The sequence below is a fragment of the Turicibacter sp. T129 genome (genome assembly GCF_025594975.1).
Classification (GTDB): domain Bacteria; phylum Bacillota_I; class Bacilli_A; order MOL361; family Turicibacteraceae; genus Turicibacter; species Turicibacter bilis.
This window is the reverse complement of the sequence record NZ_JAMQUU010000012.1, coordinates 1-15,250: the sequence shown is the minus strand read 5'-3', so window position 1 is coordinate 15,250 and position 15,250 is coordinate 1. Positions and strand designations below refer to the sequence as shown.

General features: G+C 35.4%; 16 protein-coding genes. 10 read left to right on the top strand and 6 right to left on the bottom strand.

The window, feature by feature from the left end; genetic code table 11:
* Positions 1 to 253 precede the first annotated feature (253 nt).
* From NEH75_RS01375 to NEH75_RS01360, 4 genes are all read right to left on the bottom strand, one after another.
* Positions 254 to 388: a hypothetical protein gene (locus NEH75_RS01375; protein WP_262941108.1), complete on the bottom strand. Its 135-nt coding sequence runs from the start codon at positions 386 to 388 to the stop codon at positions 254 to 256.
* Between the two features lie 174 nt (positions 389 to 562).
* Positions 563 to 1,534, bottom strand: a complete 972-nt coding sequence (locus tag NEH75_RS01370) for a LacI family DNA-binding transcriptional regulator (protein WP_055244710.1) — start codon at positions 1,532 to 1,534, stop codon at positions 563 to 565.
* A gap of 92 nt (positions 1,535 to 1,626) precedes the next feature.
* A complete protein-coding gene (locus NEH75_RS01365; RefSeq protein WP_055244708.1) occupies positions 1,627 to 2,964 on the bottom strand; it encodes an MATE family efflux transporter in 1,338 nt (445 codons plus the stop codon).
* A 22-nt stretch (positions 2,965 to 2,986) separates the two neighbouring features.
* Entirely contained in the window at positions 2,987 to 4,819 is a 1,833-nt protein-coding gene (locus NEH75_RS01360; protein ID WP_055305553.1) for a glycoside hydrolase family 13 protein, read from the bottom strand.
* A gap of 316 nt (positions 4,820 to 5,135) precedes the next feature.
* Here NEH75_RS01360 and yunB point away from each other — a divergent pair, with 316 nt between their 5' ends.
* The 4 genes from yunB (at position 5,136) to NEH75_RS01340 (ending at position 8,424) form a co-directional block, all read left to right on the top strand.
* Positions 5,136 to 5,984 carry a sporulation protein YunB gene (yunB, locus tag NEH75_RS01355; RefSeq protein ID WP_238581292.1) on the top strand — a complete coding sequence of 283 codons (849 nt, stop codon included), beginning with the start codon at positions 5,136 to 5,138 and terminating at the stop codon, positions 5,982 to 5,984.
* Positions 5,985 to 6,504: 520 nt separating this feature from the next.
* Positions 6,505 to 6,807: a YutD family protein gene (locus tag NEH75_RS01350; RefSeq protein ID WP_411039924.1), complete on the top strand. Its 303-nt coding sequence runs from the start codon at positions 6,505 to 6,507 to the stop codon at positions 6,805 to 6,807.
* An 18-nt stretch (positions 6,808 to 6,825) separates the two neighbouring features.
* On the top strand, positions 6,826 to 7,584 hold the full coding sequence (locus NEH75_RS01345; protein WP_055275901.1) for a TIGR01457 family HAD-type hydrolase: 759 nt from the start codon (positions 6,826 to 6,828) through the stop codon (positions 7,582 to 7,584).
* A gap of 45 nt (positions 7,585 to 7,629) precedes the next feature.
* A complete protein-coding gene (locus tag NEH75_RS01340) occupies positions 7,630 to 8,424 on the top strand; it encodes a Cof-type HAD-IIB family hydrolase (protein WP_055305555.1) in 795 nt (264 codons plus the stop codon).
* Between the two features lie 9 nt (positions 8,425 to 8,433).
* Here the strand turns inward: NEH75_RS01340 and dapF are convergent, their stop codons facing one another.
* Positions 8,434 to 9,282 carry a diaminopimelate epimerase gene (dapF, locus tag NEH75_RS01335; RefSeq protein ID WP_055275897.1) on the bottom strand — a complete coding sequence of 283 codons (849 nt, stop codon included), beginning with the start codon at positions 9,280 to 9,282 and terminating at the stop codon, positions 8,434 to 8,436.
* Positions 9,283 to 9,364: 82 nt separating this feature from the next.
* On the opposite strand from dapF, the gene NEH75_RS01330 reads away from it, so the two are divergent.
* Positions 9,365 to 9,607, top strand: coding sequence for a NifU family protein (locus tag NEH75_RS01330; protein ID WP_055244695.1), 243 nt, complete (start codon positions 9,365 to 9,367; stop codon positions 9,605 to 9,607).
* Positions 9,608 to 9,669: 62 nt separating this feature from the next.
* Here NEH75_RS01330 and NEH75_RS01325 read toward each other — a convergent pair whose 3' ends face one another.
* Positions 9,670 to 10,356, bottom strand: coding sequence for a hypothetical protein (locus NEH75_RS01325; protein ID WP_262948366.1), 687 nt, complete (start codon positions 10,354 to 10,356; stop codon positions 9,670 to 9,672).
* Between the two features lie 324 nt (positions 10,357 to 10,680).
* On the opposite strand from NEH75_RS01325, the gene NEH75_RS01320 reads away from it, so the two are divergent.
* The 5 genes from NEH75_RS01320 to NEH75_RS01300 all read left to right on the top strand — a co-directional run bounded on the left by NEH75_RS01320 (position 10,681) and on the right by NEH75_RS01300 (position 15,126).
* A complete protein-coding gene (locus tag NEH75_RS01320) occupies positions 10,681 to 11,169 on the top strand; it encodes a phosphatidylglycerophosphatase A (protein WP_055305556.1) in 489 nt (162 codons plus the stop codon).
* A 31-nt stretch (positions 11,170 to 11,200) separates the two neighbouring features.
* Positions 11,201 to 11,665 (top strand): divergent PAP2 family protein, encoded by a 465-nt coding sequence (locus NEH75_RS01315; protein ID WP_055305557.1) that lies wholly within the window; start codon positions 11,201 to 11,203, stop codon positions 11,663 to 11,665.
* A 282-nt stretch (positions 11,666 to 11,947) separates the two neighbouring features.
* A complete protein-coding gene (locus NEH75_RS01310; protein ID WP_256644738.1) occupies positions 11,948 to 12,940 on the top strand; it encodes an NAD(P)/FAD-dependent oxidoreductase in 993 nt (330 codons plus the stop codon).
* Positions 12,941 to 13,397: 457 nt separating this feature from the next.
* Positions 13,398 to 13,769, top strand: coding sequence for a CvfD/Ygs/GSP13 family RNA-binding post-transcriptional regulator (locus tag NEH75_RS01305; protein WP_055244684.1), 372 nt, complete (start codon positions 13,398 to 13,400; stop codon positions 13,767 to 13,769).
* A 4-nt stretch (positions 13,770 to 13,773) separates the two neighbouring features.
* Positions 13,774 to 15,126, top strand: coding sequence for a glucose-6-phosphate isomerase (locus NEH75_RS01300; RefSeq protein WP_055244682.1), 1,353 nt, complete (start codon positions 13,774 to 13,776; stop codon positions 15,124 to 15,126).
* The last annotated feature ends 124 nt before the right edge of the window (positions 15,127 to 15,250 follow it).

Here is a 15,250-nt window from a genome sequence, read left to right as displayed (position 1 = left end):
ATCTCCTACTCGATTAGTTAACCTATTTAAGAAATGAAAGTCAATTCAACATTTAATGAGGGACTATCGCTAAAAAAGTGACGTATGTTTTAGACTTGCCTCTCTAAGAAAATAGTATGATTAGTTAGAACAATCGTTGGAGAGAGTAAAAAGATTCAGTTTGATTGAATAGTAGTTTTAGTGGAACTAGTTGATGAGGTACAACTATGAATGCTTAAGGATATAGGCGGATTGGGTTAGATTATTTAATCAATCATCGTTTATTTACTTCTAAGTTTACTAAATAGTCTAGTCTAAACGCGGCAGTGATTCCAATACTATAACTAATTAAATCTCCAACTAAAAATCCATTCCCTACCAGTAGAGGAAAGCTACGGGTTCGTTTCACTCACCATTGCCCTAGCAGTTGAGGATACATTTTCTTCGAAAATGCCAGGTGACCCAATCCAGTTTCAACAAGCCTCTCTCCTATAAAGTTGAAAAAAAGGCTGTAGACTCCAAAAAGAGTCATCAGCCTTTTTTTGTTAACCTTCACGGCGAGATAAACGTTTGTTTCAACCTTTTATTTGGTAGATTCTCGTTCGATGAGTTCAACCGGTAAGGAAATATGTCGTTGTTCGATTGGTTCGTTATTGATTAGTTTAAATAATGTTTCTGCAGCGATTTCCCCCATTGAAACTATTGGTTGAGCAATTGTTGAAATCGTTGGATCTGTAAATTCACAAATACTAATGTTATCGTAACCGATAATTTTAATCTCTTGTGGAACTTGGCGTCCTAGTTTCTTTAGGCAACGAATACAGTTTGCTGCAATAATATCACTTGCTGCAAAAATTCCATCAATTTCAGGATGAGTGACTAAGAAGTTATAGATTTCAGCATTGGTATCTGGAGTAAATTCTAGTTCTACTGTATGAACTTGAATATCTGGATGGCGCTGTAAGGTTTGTAAAAAACCGTTTGCGCGTTCATTAGCAGGAGATAATGTTTGAGGGCCTCTGAACTGAACAATCTTCCTACAATTTGCCTCAATTAATCGATTGGCTGCTAAGATTCCCCCCATATAATTATCTGCTGTAACAGATGGAATATCTTTACTAATAATACGATCTAATCCAACGATAGGAATATCCAAATTGATGTATGATACGATATCTGGAGAATTCGAACATAAAATTAGACCATCAATTTTATTTGTTGAAAAGATTTGTAAGTATTCTTTTTCACGGTCAAGGCTTTCTCTTGATGTACAAAGCATTGTTTTATAGCCATGTTGTAAAATAACTTCTTCAATTCCGGAGATCATATCATTAAAAAACTCATTTTTTAAATCTGGAATAATAATTCCAATAATTTTTGATGATTTTCGATACAGAGAACGTGCAATTTCATTAGGAACGTAATTTAATTCCTTAATTGCTTGCATAACTAACTCTTTTGTATGTTCATTGACATATCCTTTGTTATTGATGACGCGTGAGACGGTTGCTACAGAAACGTTAGCAAGCTTTGCGACGTCTTTAATATTCGCCAAAGTTTTTCACCTCTAAATTCCCTTATTACTCGTTATTTCTATCCTAATTATAAAAGACAATCTTTCACAATGTCAATGGATATCATGAGCTATTAGGAAATGAAAGACTTATTAGTCCATTTCTTGCCTCTAAATCTAAAGGTGAAAATCAGCCCTCTAAAACATTCGTCGATAGCAAATGCAATCCAAATCCCAACTAATCCAAGGTTAAAATGAATTCCTAAAATATAAGCAACTGGGATACAGATGAGCCACATTCCAACAATTCCAAAAATGAAAGGATAATTAACGTCTCCCGCTGCTTTTAGCGCATTCGTTAAAACTAAGTTTGAGGCGCGACCAATCTCAAGCGCTGTATTTACGAGTAATAATGATTTTCCAAGACTTAAAATAGCCGGATCATTTGTAAAGATTCCAAATAATAAATCACTACCGAAATAAGCAACAATTGAAAGTATCAAAGAAACAGCAACGGCCAACCCTTGGGTTTTAAAAGTTTGTTTATAGACTTCTTCATTCTTCTCTTCACCGATAAAATAACCGACTAAAACTTGGTTCGCTTGAGCAATGGCTAAGCTAAATAAATAGATGAACATTGAAAGGTTGGATGTATAAACTCTCGTTGTAATTGCTAATGTTCCAAGTAAGGACACAAATGACAAAATGACAACTTGTGAACTTGAGTAAGCGACTTGCTCTAAGGCAGAAGGCACCCCGATTTTTAAAATATTTTTAATATCTTGAATTGGCCAACGTTTGAAAAATTGCTCTGAAAATGAGAAATCAATTTTTCTGACAATGATGAATGCAATTAAGAGCACGGTAATAAAACGGCTAAAGACTGTTGAAATTGCGACTCCAATTGGACCGAGTTCAGGTGCTCCAAATAAACCATAAATAAAGAGGGCATTGCCCAAAATGTTAATAATGTTTGCAATTAGTGTGATGATCATTGATTGCTTTGTATAGCCATAGCTTCGTAAAATTCCACTAAGAACCGGTTGAATGGCCATTAAAAATAAAAAGCTCCCGACAATTTTTGTATAAGTGACAGTTGTGTTCATGATCTCATCAGGTGTATTCATAAAGTCAAGAATATATTTGGAACAAACAACCATCACCATACTTAAAATAACCCCAATGATTAAGTTTGCACCGATGGATACGATCCCAACTTCACAAGCCTTTTGATGATGATTTGCTCCTAAATTTTGCGACATTAAAATCACAGTTCCAGCGGCAACAAAGTTAAACATTACCGCAATTAAATTAATGACTTGATTTGACATTCCAACAGCAGCAACAGCAGAGTCTGAATAGGCACTTAGCATAAAGGTATCGACCATGCCCATCAGCATAAATAAGGTTAATTCAATAAAAATTGGCCATGCCAATTGCTTCAGCGATTTGCGTTCAAAATTATCACTCATATCTGTTCTCCCCGCAACATTCTTAAATTTTCTTAAGAATCCAAGCAGTATAAGGTTTCACTGGTAATGTAGCCTTCATGCTTACTTCTGTGTTAGTCAACAATTCAGTATACACACCTTCTGGTAAAGAAGATAAATTAATGAGTTGAGATTTGTTATTGTTATTTAATATGACATAAATGATTTCATCATTTAATTGTTTTTTAAAAATAAGGTAAGAACCAGTATCACTAGCTTGTATCCATTCTAATTCAGAAGAACTTAAAGCTTTGTATGTTTTTCGAAGATGGATAAGTTGCTTTAAATAATCAAACATTTCTCGGTCCTGAGAGTCCTTATCCCAAATCATACATTTTCGACAAAGTGGATCAGCCCCACCATCTAGTCCAATTTCACTACCGTAATAAATACATGGTGTCCCTGCTTGTGTCATTAATAAAGTATAGGCGAGTAAAGCTTTCTTTTTATTTCCGCCACAAACTGTTAATAAACGCTGAGTATCATGGCTATCAAGTAAGTTAAACGCAGCTTCATTCACGTTTTTTGCATAGTCTGTCAATACCTTATTAATTGCAACCACAAACTGTGAGGAATTAATTTTATTTTGAGCGACATAGTTTAAAATAGCATCTCCTAGTGGATAGTTCATGACGGCATCAAATTGATCACCGTTTAACCATGGCTGTGAATCATGCCACACTTCTCCTAAAATATAAACATCTTTTTTTACTTCACGAACAGCATTTCTAAACAAGCGCCAGAATGTATGATCAACTTCATTTGACACATCTAAGCGCCAACCATCAATATCAAATTCACGAATCCAGTAACGACCAACTTCTAAGAAATAGTCGATAACTTCAGGATTTTCTGTGTTTAACTTGGGCATATTTTGAGCGAATGCGAAAGCATCATAATTTAATCCACCTGGTTGTGTTAATGGATCAAAGTCATTTTCTATTAATGGGAATTTTCGAATATGGAACCAGTCTTTATATGTTGATTGTTCACCATATTTTAAGACATTCTGCCATTGAGGAAACTCCCAGCCACAATGATTAAACACGGCATCTAATATAATTTTCATTCCGCGTTGATGAGCTTCTTTCACAAGTCTTCTAAATGTTGCTTTATCACCAAATTGTGGATCAATCTCAAAATAGTCTGTTGTATCATACTTATGTGTTGATGGTGATTTGAAAATAGGGCAGAAGTAGATGCCATTAACTCCAAGCTCTTGTAAGTGGTCAAGATTTTGAATCACCCCTTCTAAATCCCCCCCATAGAATGTATCGTGCTTTGGATCGACACTTCCCCATTCTACTGTATGATCAGGATTTAATGCTGGATTTCCATTCGCAAATCGTTCAGGGAAAATTTGATACCAAATCGTTGATTTAACCCATTCTGGAGCGTTAAAAATATCAGCTGGATTTAAAAACGGGAAGCAGAAGAAATTTCCAATCTCGTTCAAATAAGGATAGTTTAAGTCGTCATCATCAGTTAGTGGGACGATTTTTTTTTCACCAAATAAAATTCGTTGTTTTTCACTTTCAAGGATGAAGGCGTAACGCATACGTCTGAATTCCGGCTTGACTTCAGCAAACCAAAAATCAAATAAATCGGTGGATACTTCTTTTTTCATCTTGATTTCGTGGCTAATCCAACCTTGTGCTCCTTCGGCATTTAGGTTTCCACCTCCGCCACCGGCCATCCAATGATAAGGATCGCCAAAACGGACTGTAACCTGCTCGATATCATTTTTGGCAGTACGTAATCGTACATGAATCGTTTCTAAGTCGTATGAATAGGCATAATTTTGATTTGGTCGATGATAAATTGCATGTAAGTTCATTACTTTTCACTCCTTTTGCATATAAAACAGTTCAAGCCTGCTCGAGTTACGAATATACATTTATTACTGATGCAAGGATGCCTCCTTATATCCCCCATAGTGGAAAGCTAAGAGTTTTATTTTTATTTAAAATAGAATCACGTAATAAATGTATGATTGCCCCACCAGTTGAGGACTTTCTTCATTTTGTTTAGCGGTGGGGTCCTCGAGGGAACCCCTTACATTATGCCATTAGGGGGATGCAATCACAATGGAGTTTATTGGTGTAACCGGTTTTATTTTGGTAAAAAATTCAACAAAGGAGCGACGGTAAAAAATGACGAAACGAATGCGAAGACAGTCACGAAGAAGAAAAAAAACAACGAATTATTTTAAAAAGTGGAAACGACGAATTATTGCTATGGCAATCATAGGGGGATTCATTTATACAGCTCATTTTGTTTATAGTAATATTTATACAATTGTGATGAGTTATGCTTCAAAACAAACGGTTAATATTGCAACTTTAATTATAAAAGAAGCCATTGGGAGCAGCGACTTAGTCTCGTTTAAAGTAGAGGATGTCATTCATTTTGAAGAAAATGATGAAGGCTATGTCAGCAGTGTTTATATTAATACCCCTGAACTTAACCGTTTGCTCGTCTCGGCGACGCATCAAGTAGAGGAGAAGTTATTACTTGTTGAAAATGGAGATTTAAGTGAACTTGGATTAGATGCGATTTATGGCGGACCGTATGAAGATGGAATCTTACTCTCTGTCCCTTTAATGGCTGCGTTTAACCTCTCACTTTTTCATGAATATGGGCCACGATTTCCCGTTTCAGCTAAGATTATAGGGAATGTAGTGACTGACATCGAGACAGCTGTTCAACCGTATGGCATCAATAATGCGATGCTTGAGATTTTACTAAAAGTTACTGTTAGATTAAAAGTAACATTACCTTTTCAATCAGAGGAAACGACTGTCACTGTTTCTAGTCCGCTCGTCATTAAAATGATTACTGGACAAACACCACAATACTACTATATTGGAAGCAGTAGTGCTTCACCTCTTAGCCCATTCACGAATGAATCTGGAAAAACAAATGAAACACAGACACCTGCGCCAAATGCTTCTCCTGAACAAAGTGTACAAAATGGTATGGAAAACATTTTATTAGAATAGGTTAACGATAGATGAAGGTCATCAAATAGGTGACATTCCTTCAAAAACTAGAGACGATATTTGCCTTTGCAAATAATGGAGGTTTTAGATCATTTGTGATAAAATAAAACTATTGGATTAATATATAAGTCCACAAAAGTTTTTACATCAAAAAACTTTTAAATCCCTACCAGTGGTAGATATATTTTCTTCAAAAATGCTAGGGGACCCAAGCCCTATCAATTGGCCAAAGCTAGGAACTTCGTTACGTAGGATAAGGGACCCCATACCCTAGCAGTTGAGGAAACATTTTCTTCGAAAATGCCAGGGAACTTAAGCCCTATCAGAGGAGGATAGCCATGATCTCACTCTTTGAGTGAGCCACATGGCATAGGGGACCCATACCCTATCAATTGGGGAAAGCTACGAACTTCGTTACGTAGCATAGGGAACCCCCTTTAAAGTGGTTAAGGAATTCAGATTGATACAGAATTGTAACAGATACTTTAATATTTATATAGTAAAAAAAGAGGTGATGATTGTGAGTCGTTATCGTTATCAAGTGGTGAAAACACATCTCGTAGAATTTGACGAAGAATTATTTTATCAAAAACTAACAGAAATTTTAGAGAAATATGATGTCATTGTGGGAGATTTCTCAGGCGGACAACTTCGATTAAAAGGATTTTACTACAATGAACGTAAAAACGTTCCTTTAGATTTAAAATGTGTCACGATTCCAGAATATATCGCTGAGTATTGTGCATATGGATGCCCGTATTATGTGGTAGAAAAAATCGTGCCAAAACAACACTCAGAAGAATGGACAACATCGAAGAAATAGCAAGAAAGAGGAAGACTTATGTATAAAGGATATTTAATTGATTTAGATGGAACAGCTTATCATGGAACAAAAGTCGTTAAAGAAACATTAGAATTTGTTAAAGCTTTACACGAAAAACAAATCTCATATTTATTTTTAACAAACAATAGTACAAAAACACCGCAAATGGTGGCTGATGTTCTAGCGGACTTAGGATATCCGGTCACTGAACAACAAGTTTATACGCCATCAATGGCAACAGCCCAATATATTTACGATGAAAATCCAAATGCAAAAGTCTATATGATTGGTGAAATTGGACTTGAAACAGCCTTAGTTGAAAAAGGATTAACGATTACCAGTGAAAATCCTGATTATGTGGTTATTGGCTTAGATCGTGACATCAACTATGAAAAGCTAGGATTAGCTTGTTTAGCTATTCGTAATGGAGCAACATTCATCTCAACAAACGGTGACGTTGCCATTCCGACTGAGCGTGGCTTATTACCTGGAAATGGGGCTTTGACATCAGTCATCTCTGTTTCAACAGGAGTCGATCCAATTTTCATCGGAAAACCCGAACGTATTATTATGGAAAAAGCATTAGAATTAATTAACCTTCCCGCTGCAGAAGTCGCGATGATTGGAGATAATTATTTTACAGATATTTTAGCTGGAATTAATGCAAACGTTCCGACCATTTATATCGAAGGTGGTGTTTCAACACGAGAAGAAGTGATGAGTTATGACACACAACCCACACATGTTTTAAAAGACTTAACAGAATTTACAATTTAATAAAAGCCCGAGAGGGATTTTTCTATGTCTAGAGGGGGATTAAATATGAAAAAAGCTATCTTTTTTGATATTGATGGAACACTCATTGATTGTATCAATGGTCATATTGATTTAAGTCATCAGGTCAAACAGGCCATTCGTCGCTTACAACAAGAAGGTCATTATGCTTTCATTGCCACTGGCAGACCGTATGCTTTTTTAAGTGAAGCCATTTTATCTTTTGGTTTTGATGGATATATTTTAACCAATGGAGCACAAGTAATGATTGGAAATGAAACCATTTATAAAGAGCCACTTGATCCCACCTTTGTAAAAAATGCCACAGCAGAATTCGAACAACGTCAAATCCAGTACATGTTACAAAGCGATTGCTACTCGTACATGAAAGATGAATGTAAAGAATATTATCAAATTTTTGATAGCATCGGTATTTCACGAAACTACTTAGTTAGTGACTATCAGTTAGAAGACATTCAAACACAAAAAATTGAGATGCTTTGTCCCAATGATGAAGCCATGGAATATTGTTTATCACTCGTTGAACAAAATCCTGAATATGATTATGTTCAGAGTATTAGTGATCGCATATTTGAACTTTATTCAAAGAAAAACACAAAAGCGACAGGTATCCTAACGGCACTTAAACATTTAGGTATTCCTGTTGAACAAAGCTATGCTTTTGGTGATGGAAAAAATGATATCGAAATGTTATCAACTGTTGGATGCGGGATTGCTATGGGAAATGCAAGTGACGAAGTCAAATCCTATGCGCACCAAGTCACAGATAGTGTATTAGAAGATGGCGTAGCCACTGGAATTGAAAAATACATTCTAATATAAAAAGGACTTTTAAAAGTCCTTTTTTTCATCTTCAAAAAAGTAAGTTCCGCAACAAGTTTTAGTGCAACGCCCGGTTGCTAAAAGATGTGCCTCTTCATTCCATTTTAAATAAAGATCACCGCCTGGTAAATGTACCGTAATCAATTCATATGGATTCACTTGTCGTCTCGCCACTGCACTCGCCACAGCGGCAGCCGCATTCGTCCCGCAAGCACTAGTCAAACCAGACCCTCGTTCGTAAGTGGTTAATAATAATTCATTTGAATTAATAACTGTTAACATCCCAACATTAACATCATAATTTTTTGAAATTCGTTCCATTTCTTCCTCAAATGCCTCGTGGTCATCATCAGTATAAATGATAAAGTGAGGATTTCCCATGGAAATCATATCTACTTGCCAAATTCCATATGGTGTTTCAATATCCCCGCAGTAGTCAGTCACTTGACTTTTTAGGGAAAGGGGGTGACAAGGATCGATGAGTGAATGGGCCAATCCTAAATCAACAGTTATTAAATCCTCTTCATGTGTTAAAATGGAAACGTTAGCGTCAGTTTCGATTTTGATTTGAGGCTGATTAAAGCGTTCAATCTCTAATAAATAATGCCCGATGAGCCGTAATCCGTTTCCACATGTTTTAGCACGAGAACCATCTCGGTTATAAATAATCATTTTAAAATCAGCAAGTTGAGATGGAAGCAAGATAATGATTCCATCTGCTAAAATTCCAGTTCGAGGATTAGTTATATGTTTAGCTAAATTGGCATAATCTAAAGAGAGCTCTGGCTGTTCAAGATAATTTAAAATTAAATAGTTATTGCCAATTGTCGATAATTTAGTGAAAAAAATAGGTTGCAAAGGTATTCCTCCTTATGTATATCTGTTTACTTTTTCAGGGCTACGTTTTATAATTTAACTAGTATCTAATGAGGTGATCGAAGTGAACGAAACAGAAAAACAGATCGTTGAAATTCTAGAAAAATTAAGACCCTACTTACAACGCGATGGTGGGGATGTTGAATATGTTAAATTTGAAGATGGAATTGTCTATGTGCAAATGTTAGGTGCATGTGTTGGTTGTGCCTCAATGGACTCTACGTTAAAAGACGGAATTGAACAAATTCTATTAGAAGAAGTTCCTGGTGTTATTGGCGTTGAAAATATTGAAGAATATTTAGCATAATAGTAAAAAAGAGGTCCTCTACTAGTTATATTCGAGTAGGGCCTCTTTTTTTACCATTTTATTTAAGTTTTTGACAATGCCTCCGTTTTGACCCATTCAGGAATACGAAGTTCGATTAAATTGCTTCGATACACTTCATATGGTAATTGATAGAGTAATTTAGCATAGCTAAGTGCTTGCTCGTAGATTAATGGAATATTGACTTTTTCACCTTCTCTTAAGCTAAATAATGCATCGTAAAACTGAGTAGGGAAAAATAATCTTGCATATAAAAGCTTCCATTCTTCTTGACTAAGTGGATTAACTTGATTCACAATTTGAACAAATGATCGCACTTGAACTAAATCCTGATTCATTAAATAGAGGTGACGAATATATTCGCAGTAGCAGCGAGACTTATTATCTAAAGTCAATAGCTTAGGACAGAAACATTCAAATTTATAACTGGTTGGAGTCAGGCGCATATGACATAAAGAAACAGGGTACTTGACCTCGATCAGTTCATTGATAAATGTATAAGCTTGCTCATTTAGATGAATATAATAAGTAGCCAAGTCGAAAAATAAGAGTCGGTCATCTGCGGATAGTTGATCGATTAAGATGTTCAATTGTTCTTCATGTAATCGATTTTTGGCTGTCCAACGCTCTTTTAATTCAGGTGCAAGTGCATACGGTTCTGGATAAATGATGGGAATCTGGAGTGTGCGAATGTCGATAAAATCATGTAGTATGACAGTCGACTCTAACACATAGTAGTGTTCTCCCTCGAATAACACTGTCGTTGTATTATCCTTTGATAATAGAATTCGTTGCTGCGTACTATACTGTAAAAATTGTAGAAGATGGAAAAAATTGTATTTTTCTCTTTTCCAACTGATATAATATAAATGTAACGGTCACCTAACTTCGTATAATAGATATCGTTTAATTGTTCTAAATGGTCAATTTGGAGTTGATAATACCAATTAATTAGCTCCTTCATTCGGATCATCCTCAAATTTTAAAATAAGTATCTAATCTATATCTATGCGGGTGTGACATATAAATATGATAATTGAAGGGATGAATTTAAGATGGATCAAAAAGCATTAGAAGAATTAGTCATACAGAAAATTAATGAGAGAGGCGTAACACTGGAACAAATTGCACAATTAACGTATTTTCTACAGTCAAACTATTATGAAGGATTAACGTTAGATGTTTGTCTTCATAACGTCAAGGCTGTTCTTAAAAAACGAGAAGTTCAAAATGCCGTCCTAACAGGCATTCGATTAGATGAATTGGCAGAAATGAATTTATTAGGAGAGCCGTTACAAGAAATGGTCGATCATGACTACTCTTTATATGGAATTGATGAAGTTCTTGCATTTTCGATTTTAAATGTTTATGGATCGATTGGGTTTACAAATTACGGTTATATTGATAAGCTTAAACCAGGAATTTTAGGTGAAATTGATAAAAAAGGGAAAGCGGAAGGATGTTGTCAAACCTTTATGGATGATTTAGTCGGGGCTATTGCAGCAGCTGCCGCTAGTCGAATCGCACATCGTCGGCAAGTATAATTTTTCTTATTAGCAAAAGGGGAGAGCTACAATGTGGTTTAATTATGTATTAGAATCTGCAATCTTAGCTAATGTATTAGCGCAAATTATTAAAGTCCCACTTCGTTTGATTACAAAAAAAGAGTGGCGACCAACACTTGTTTTATCAACGGGAGGAATGCCGAGTTCACATTCGGCTTTTGTTGCTGCCCTTGCAACAGCAGTCGCATTCGTTAATGGAATCGATTCAACCGCATTTGCAATCTCTTTTTGTTTTGCAGCAGTCGTCATTTATGATGCGATGGGAATTCGTCGTCATGCGGGCCAACATGCCAAAATGTTAAATCAATTATTAGATGATTTAATGAAGACAGGAAATCTCTCAGTCTTTCAAGATGAAACCTATCAAAAGCGTTTTAAAGAATTGTTAGGTCATGAACCACTAGAAACGTTCTGTGGAACGTTATTTGGAATCTTTGTTGCCGTTATCTATGGAATTATGGCAGGAGTTATTTAGAACTTTTAATGTCAAAAAGTTGTTTTGAGTGTTGGTTTTAGTTATACTATATATAAACCAAAATGCATTTCATGTTTTTATCATCAGTCTTAGTTATCAAAATACGTTGGTAGTAAGGCAGTGAATAGTCCCGATTAAAGTTTTCACGATGTGAAAAACTTATCGGGACTTATATATATAAACAGAAATGAAATTTATATTTAACACATGGAAGTTAAAGCTGTAAAATATCGTCAATACAAGCTGACTATAGAAGTAGTAATCAAATCAAAAGAGGTGAAGATGATGACGGAAAAAATTTATGATTTAACAATTATTGGGGCTGGGCCTGTTGGAATCTACGGTGCATTTTATGCAGGAATGCACGGAATGACAACAAAAATTATTGATGCTTTACCGGAGCTGGGGGGGCAATTAGCTGCCTTATATCCTGAAAAGTACATCTATGATTTACCAGGTCATCCTAAAATTAAAGCAGGTGAAATGATTGAACAATTAAAAGTTCAAATGGATCAGTTTAAAGATCGAATTGACGTAGTGACTAACACAAACGTACAAACTGTTGAAAAGTTAGAAGATGGAACATTCAAAATCTGTACGGATAAGGAATGCCATTATTCACGTTCAATTGTTATTACTGCTGGAAATGGAGCATTTACACCTCGTAAATTAGACGTTGCCAATGCTAATGATTTTTCAAATATTCATTACTTCGTTTCAACAATGGAAACCTTTAAAGGAAAAGACGTTGTTATCTTTGGTGGAGGAGATTCAGCTGTCGACTGGGCATTAATGCTTGATGGAGTTGCTAAAAATGTCTCAATCGTTCATCGTCGCGATGAATTTAGAGCACATGCTTCTAGCGTTGACAACTTAAAAGCTTCAAATGTAGAAATCTTAACGCCATATGTGGCTGCAGGCTTAACTGGAGAAAACGGACGTGTCACGGCTGTTGAATTAACAAACGTAACAACTAATGAAACAAAATTAGTGCATGCTGATGAAGTTATCGTTTTATATGGGTTTATCTCATCTCTTGGACCAATTAAAGAGTGGGATTTAGAATTAGATAAAAACGCACTTTGTGTAGATATTAGCCAACAAACAAGTATCAACGGAATCTTCGCAGCGGGAGATGCTTGTACGTTCGATGGAAAAATCAAAATGATTACAACAGGATTTGGTGAAGTGGTTGTTGCCATTAATGCAGCGATTGCTTATGCATATCCTGAAAAAGTACATCGTCATAAACATAGCTCTGCCATGATGAAATAAAAACATCTTAGAATCGAGCATCACGAAAAGAAGCCTTAGAGAATGAATTTAATCTCTAAGGCTTTTATGATGATTAAAAAGAATGACTTATGTTTAGAAATTAATCATATAATCAAACAGACAATAGTTTAAATTGTACAAGTTATCATGTTATATTGATATAGCAAGGTAACATTTGAGTTACTAGTATTCTTTAAATTAGCTAAATAAATTTTAATATGATAACTAGAGTCTTAGTATAAAAATAAGATTGATGCATCATAGAACACATCAATCAGAATCTTTTTAAGAGCCTAATAGAAATATAATATAAAAGGGTTTATTACACTTTTTTACCTGTAGATAACCGATGATACATAAAAAAATAAATCCAAAGTAAAAAAAATTCACAATATCGATTATATGGAAAAAACTTTATGATATAATGAAAGGGTATGTATGAACTGAGGTGTAAACGATGAAAATCAAAGAAGGGAGTATCGTACGAGGGAAAGTTACTGGTATCCAATCTTATGGTGCGTTCGTCCAATTGAGTGAAGATTGTAATGGATTAATTCATATCTCAGAACTGTCGGACGGATATGTGAAAGATATCCGTGATTTTGTTAACATCGGTCAATATATTGATGTAAAAGTCCTTAAATTTAATTCGGATAATCATCAAGCTCGGTTAAGTTTAAAGGGTGTTGCAAATAATAATTACCGATATCATCGTATGAAGGCGTCTGACTTTGAGACTTCAAGTGGATTTGCACCACTAGCCCAACATTTACCCATTTGGATTCGAGACTCACTCGAGAAAATAGCAAGGGTTAACAAGGAGGATTAACACAATGGGAAAATTCCTATCATTTAACTATGAGAATGCAGCATCATTTGTTGCGCCACATGAATTAGAATACGCGAATGAATTAGTAAAAGTACTTCACAACCGTATTCATGAACAAACAGGAGCAGGTAATGACTTCTTAGGATGGGTTGACTTACCTGAAAATTATGATAAAGACGAATTTGCTCGCATTCAAAAAGCAGCAGAAAAAATCCAATCAGATTCTGATGTATTATTAGTTATCGGAATCGGTGGATCTTACCTTGGAGCTCGTGCAGCTATTGAAGCGTTAAATAATCATTTCTACAACTTACAAGATAAAGCAACACGTAAAGCACCACAAATTATCTTTGTAGGACATCATATTTCTTCAACTTACGTTCAAGAGTTAGTTGAATACTTAGCGGATAAAACATTCTCAATCAATGTTATCTCTAAATCTGGAACAACAACTGAACCAGCAATCGCATTCCGCGTATTTAAAAAATTATTAATCGAAAAAGTTGGACGTGAAGAAGCTAATAAACGTATCTACGCAACAACTGACGCTTCTAAAGGAGCATTAAAAACATTAGCGACTAGCGAAGGATACGAATCATTCATCGTTCCAGATAATGTAGGTGGACGTTTCTCAGTTTTAACGGCTGTAGGATTATTACCAATCGCTGTAAGTGGAATCAACATCGAGGATATGATGCGTGGAGCAAATGATGCTCGTGCTGAATATGCTAATCCAAACTTAGCAGAAAACGAAGCTTATCAATATGCAGTTATCCGTAACGCATTATACTCAAAAGGTAAAACAATCGAAATGTTAATCAACTACGAACCAGCATTATTATACTTCAATGAATGGTGGAAACAATTATTCGGAGAGTCAGAAGGTAAAGATCAAAAAGGAATCTTCCCAGCATCTGCTTCATTCTCAACAGATTTACACTCAATGGGACAATATATCCAAGAAGGTCGTCGTGACATCTTCGAAACAGTTGTAAACGTAGTAAAACCAACTCGTGAAGTTGTATTAGAAGCTGAAGAATCAGATTTAGATGGATTAAACTATTTAGCTGGACAAACAATTGACTTTGTTAATAAAAAAGCCTTCCAAGGAACATTATTAGCTCATGTTGATGGAGGAGTTCCAAACTTAATCATCGACTTACCAGAATTATCAGCTTATAGCTTTGGATACTTAGTATACTTCTTCGAAAAAGCATGTGCAATGAGTGGATATATCTTAGGCGTTAACCCATTTGACCAACCAGGTGTAGAAGCTTACAAGAAAAACATGTTCGCATTACTTGGAAAACCAGGTAACGAAGAATTAAAAGCTCAATTAGAAGCTCGTTTAAAATAATCTAATCCTAACATAGGACTTTCTCATCTTGATGGGAAAGTCTTTTTTATGTGCGCCCGGCATGGGTATTATCTAACGGGTTAAAGTCCCGAGTACGTCCAAGTAGCGGAAAGTACATAGCCTA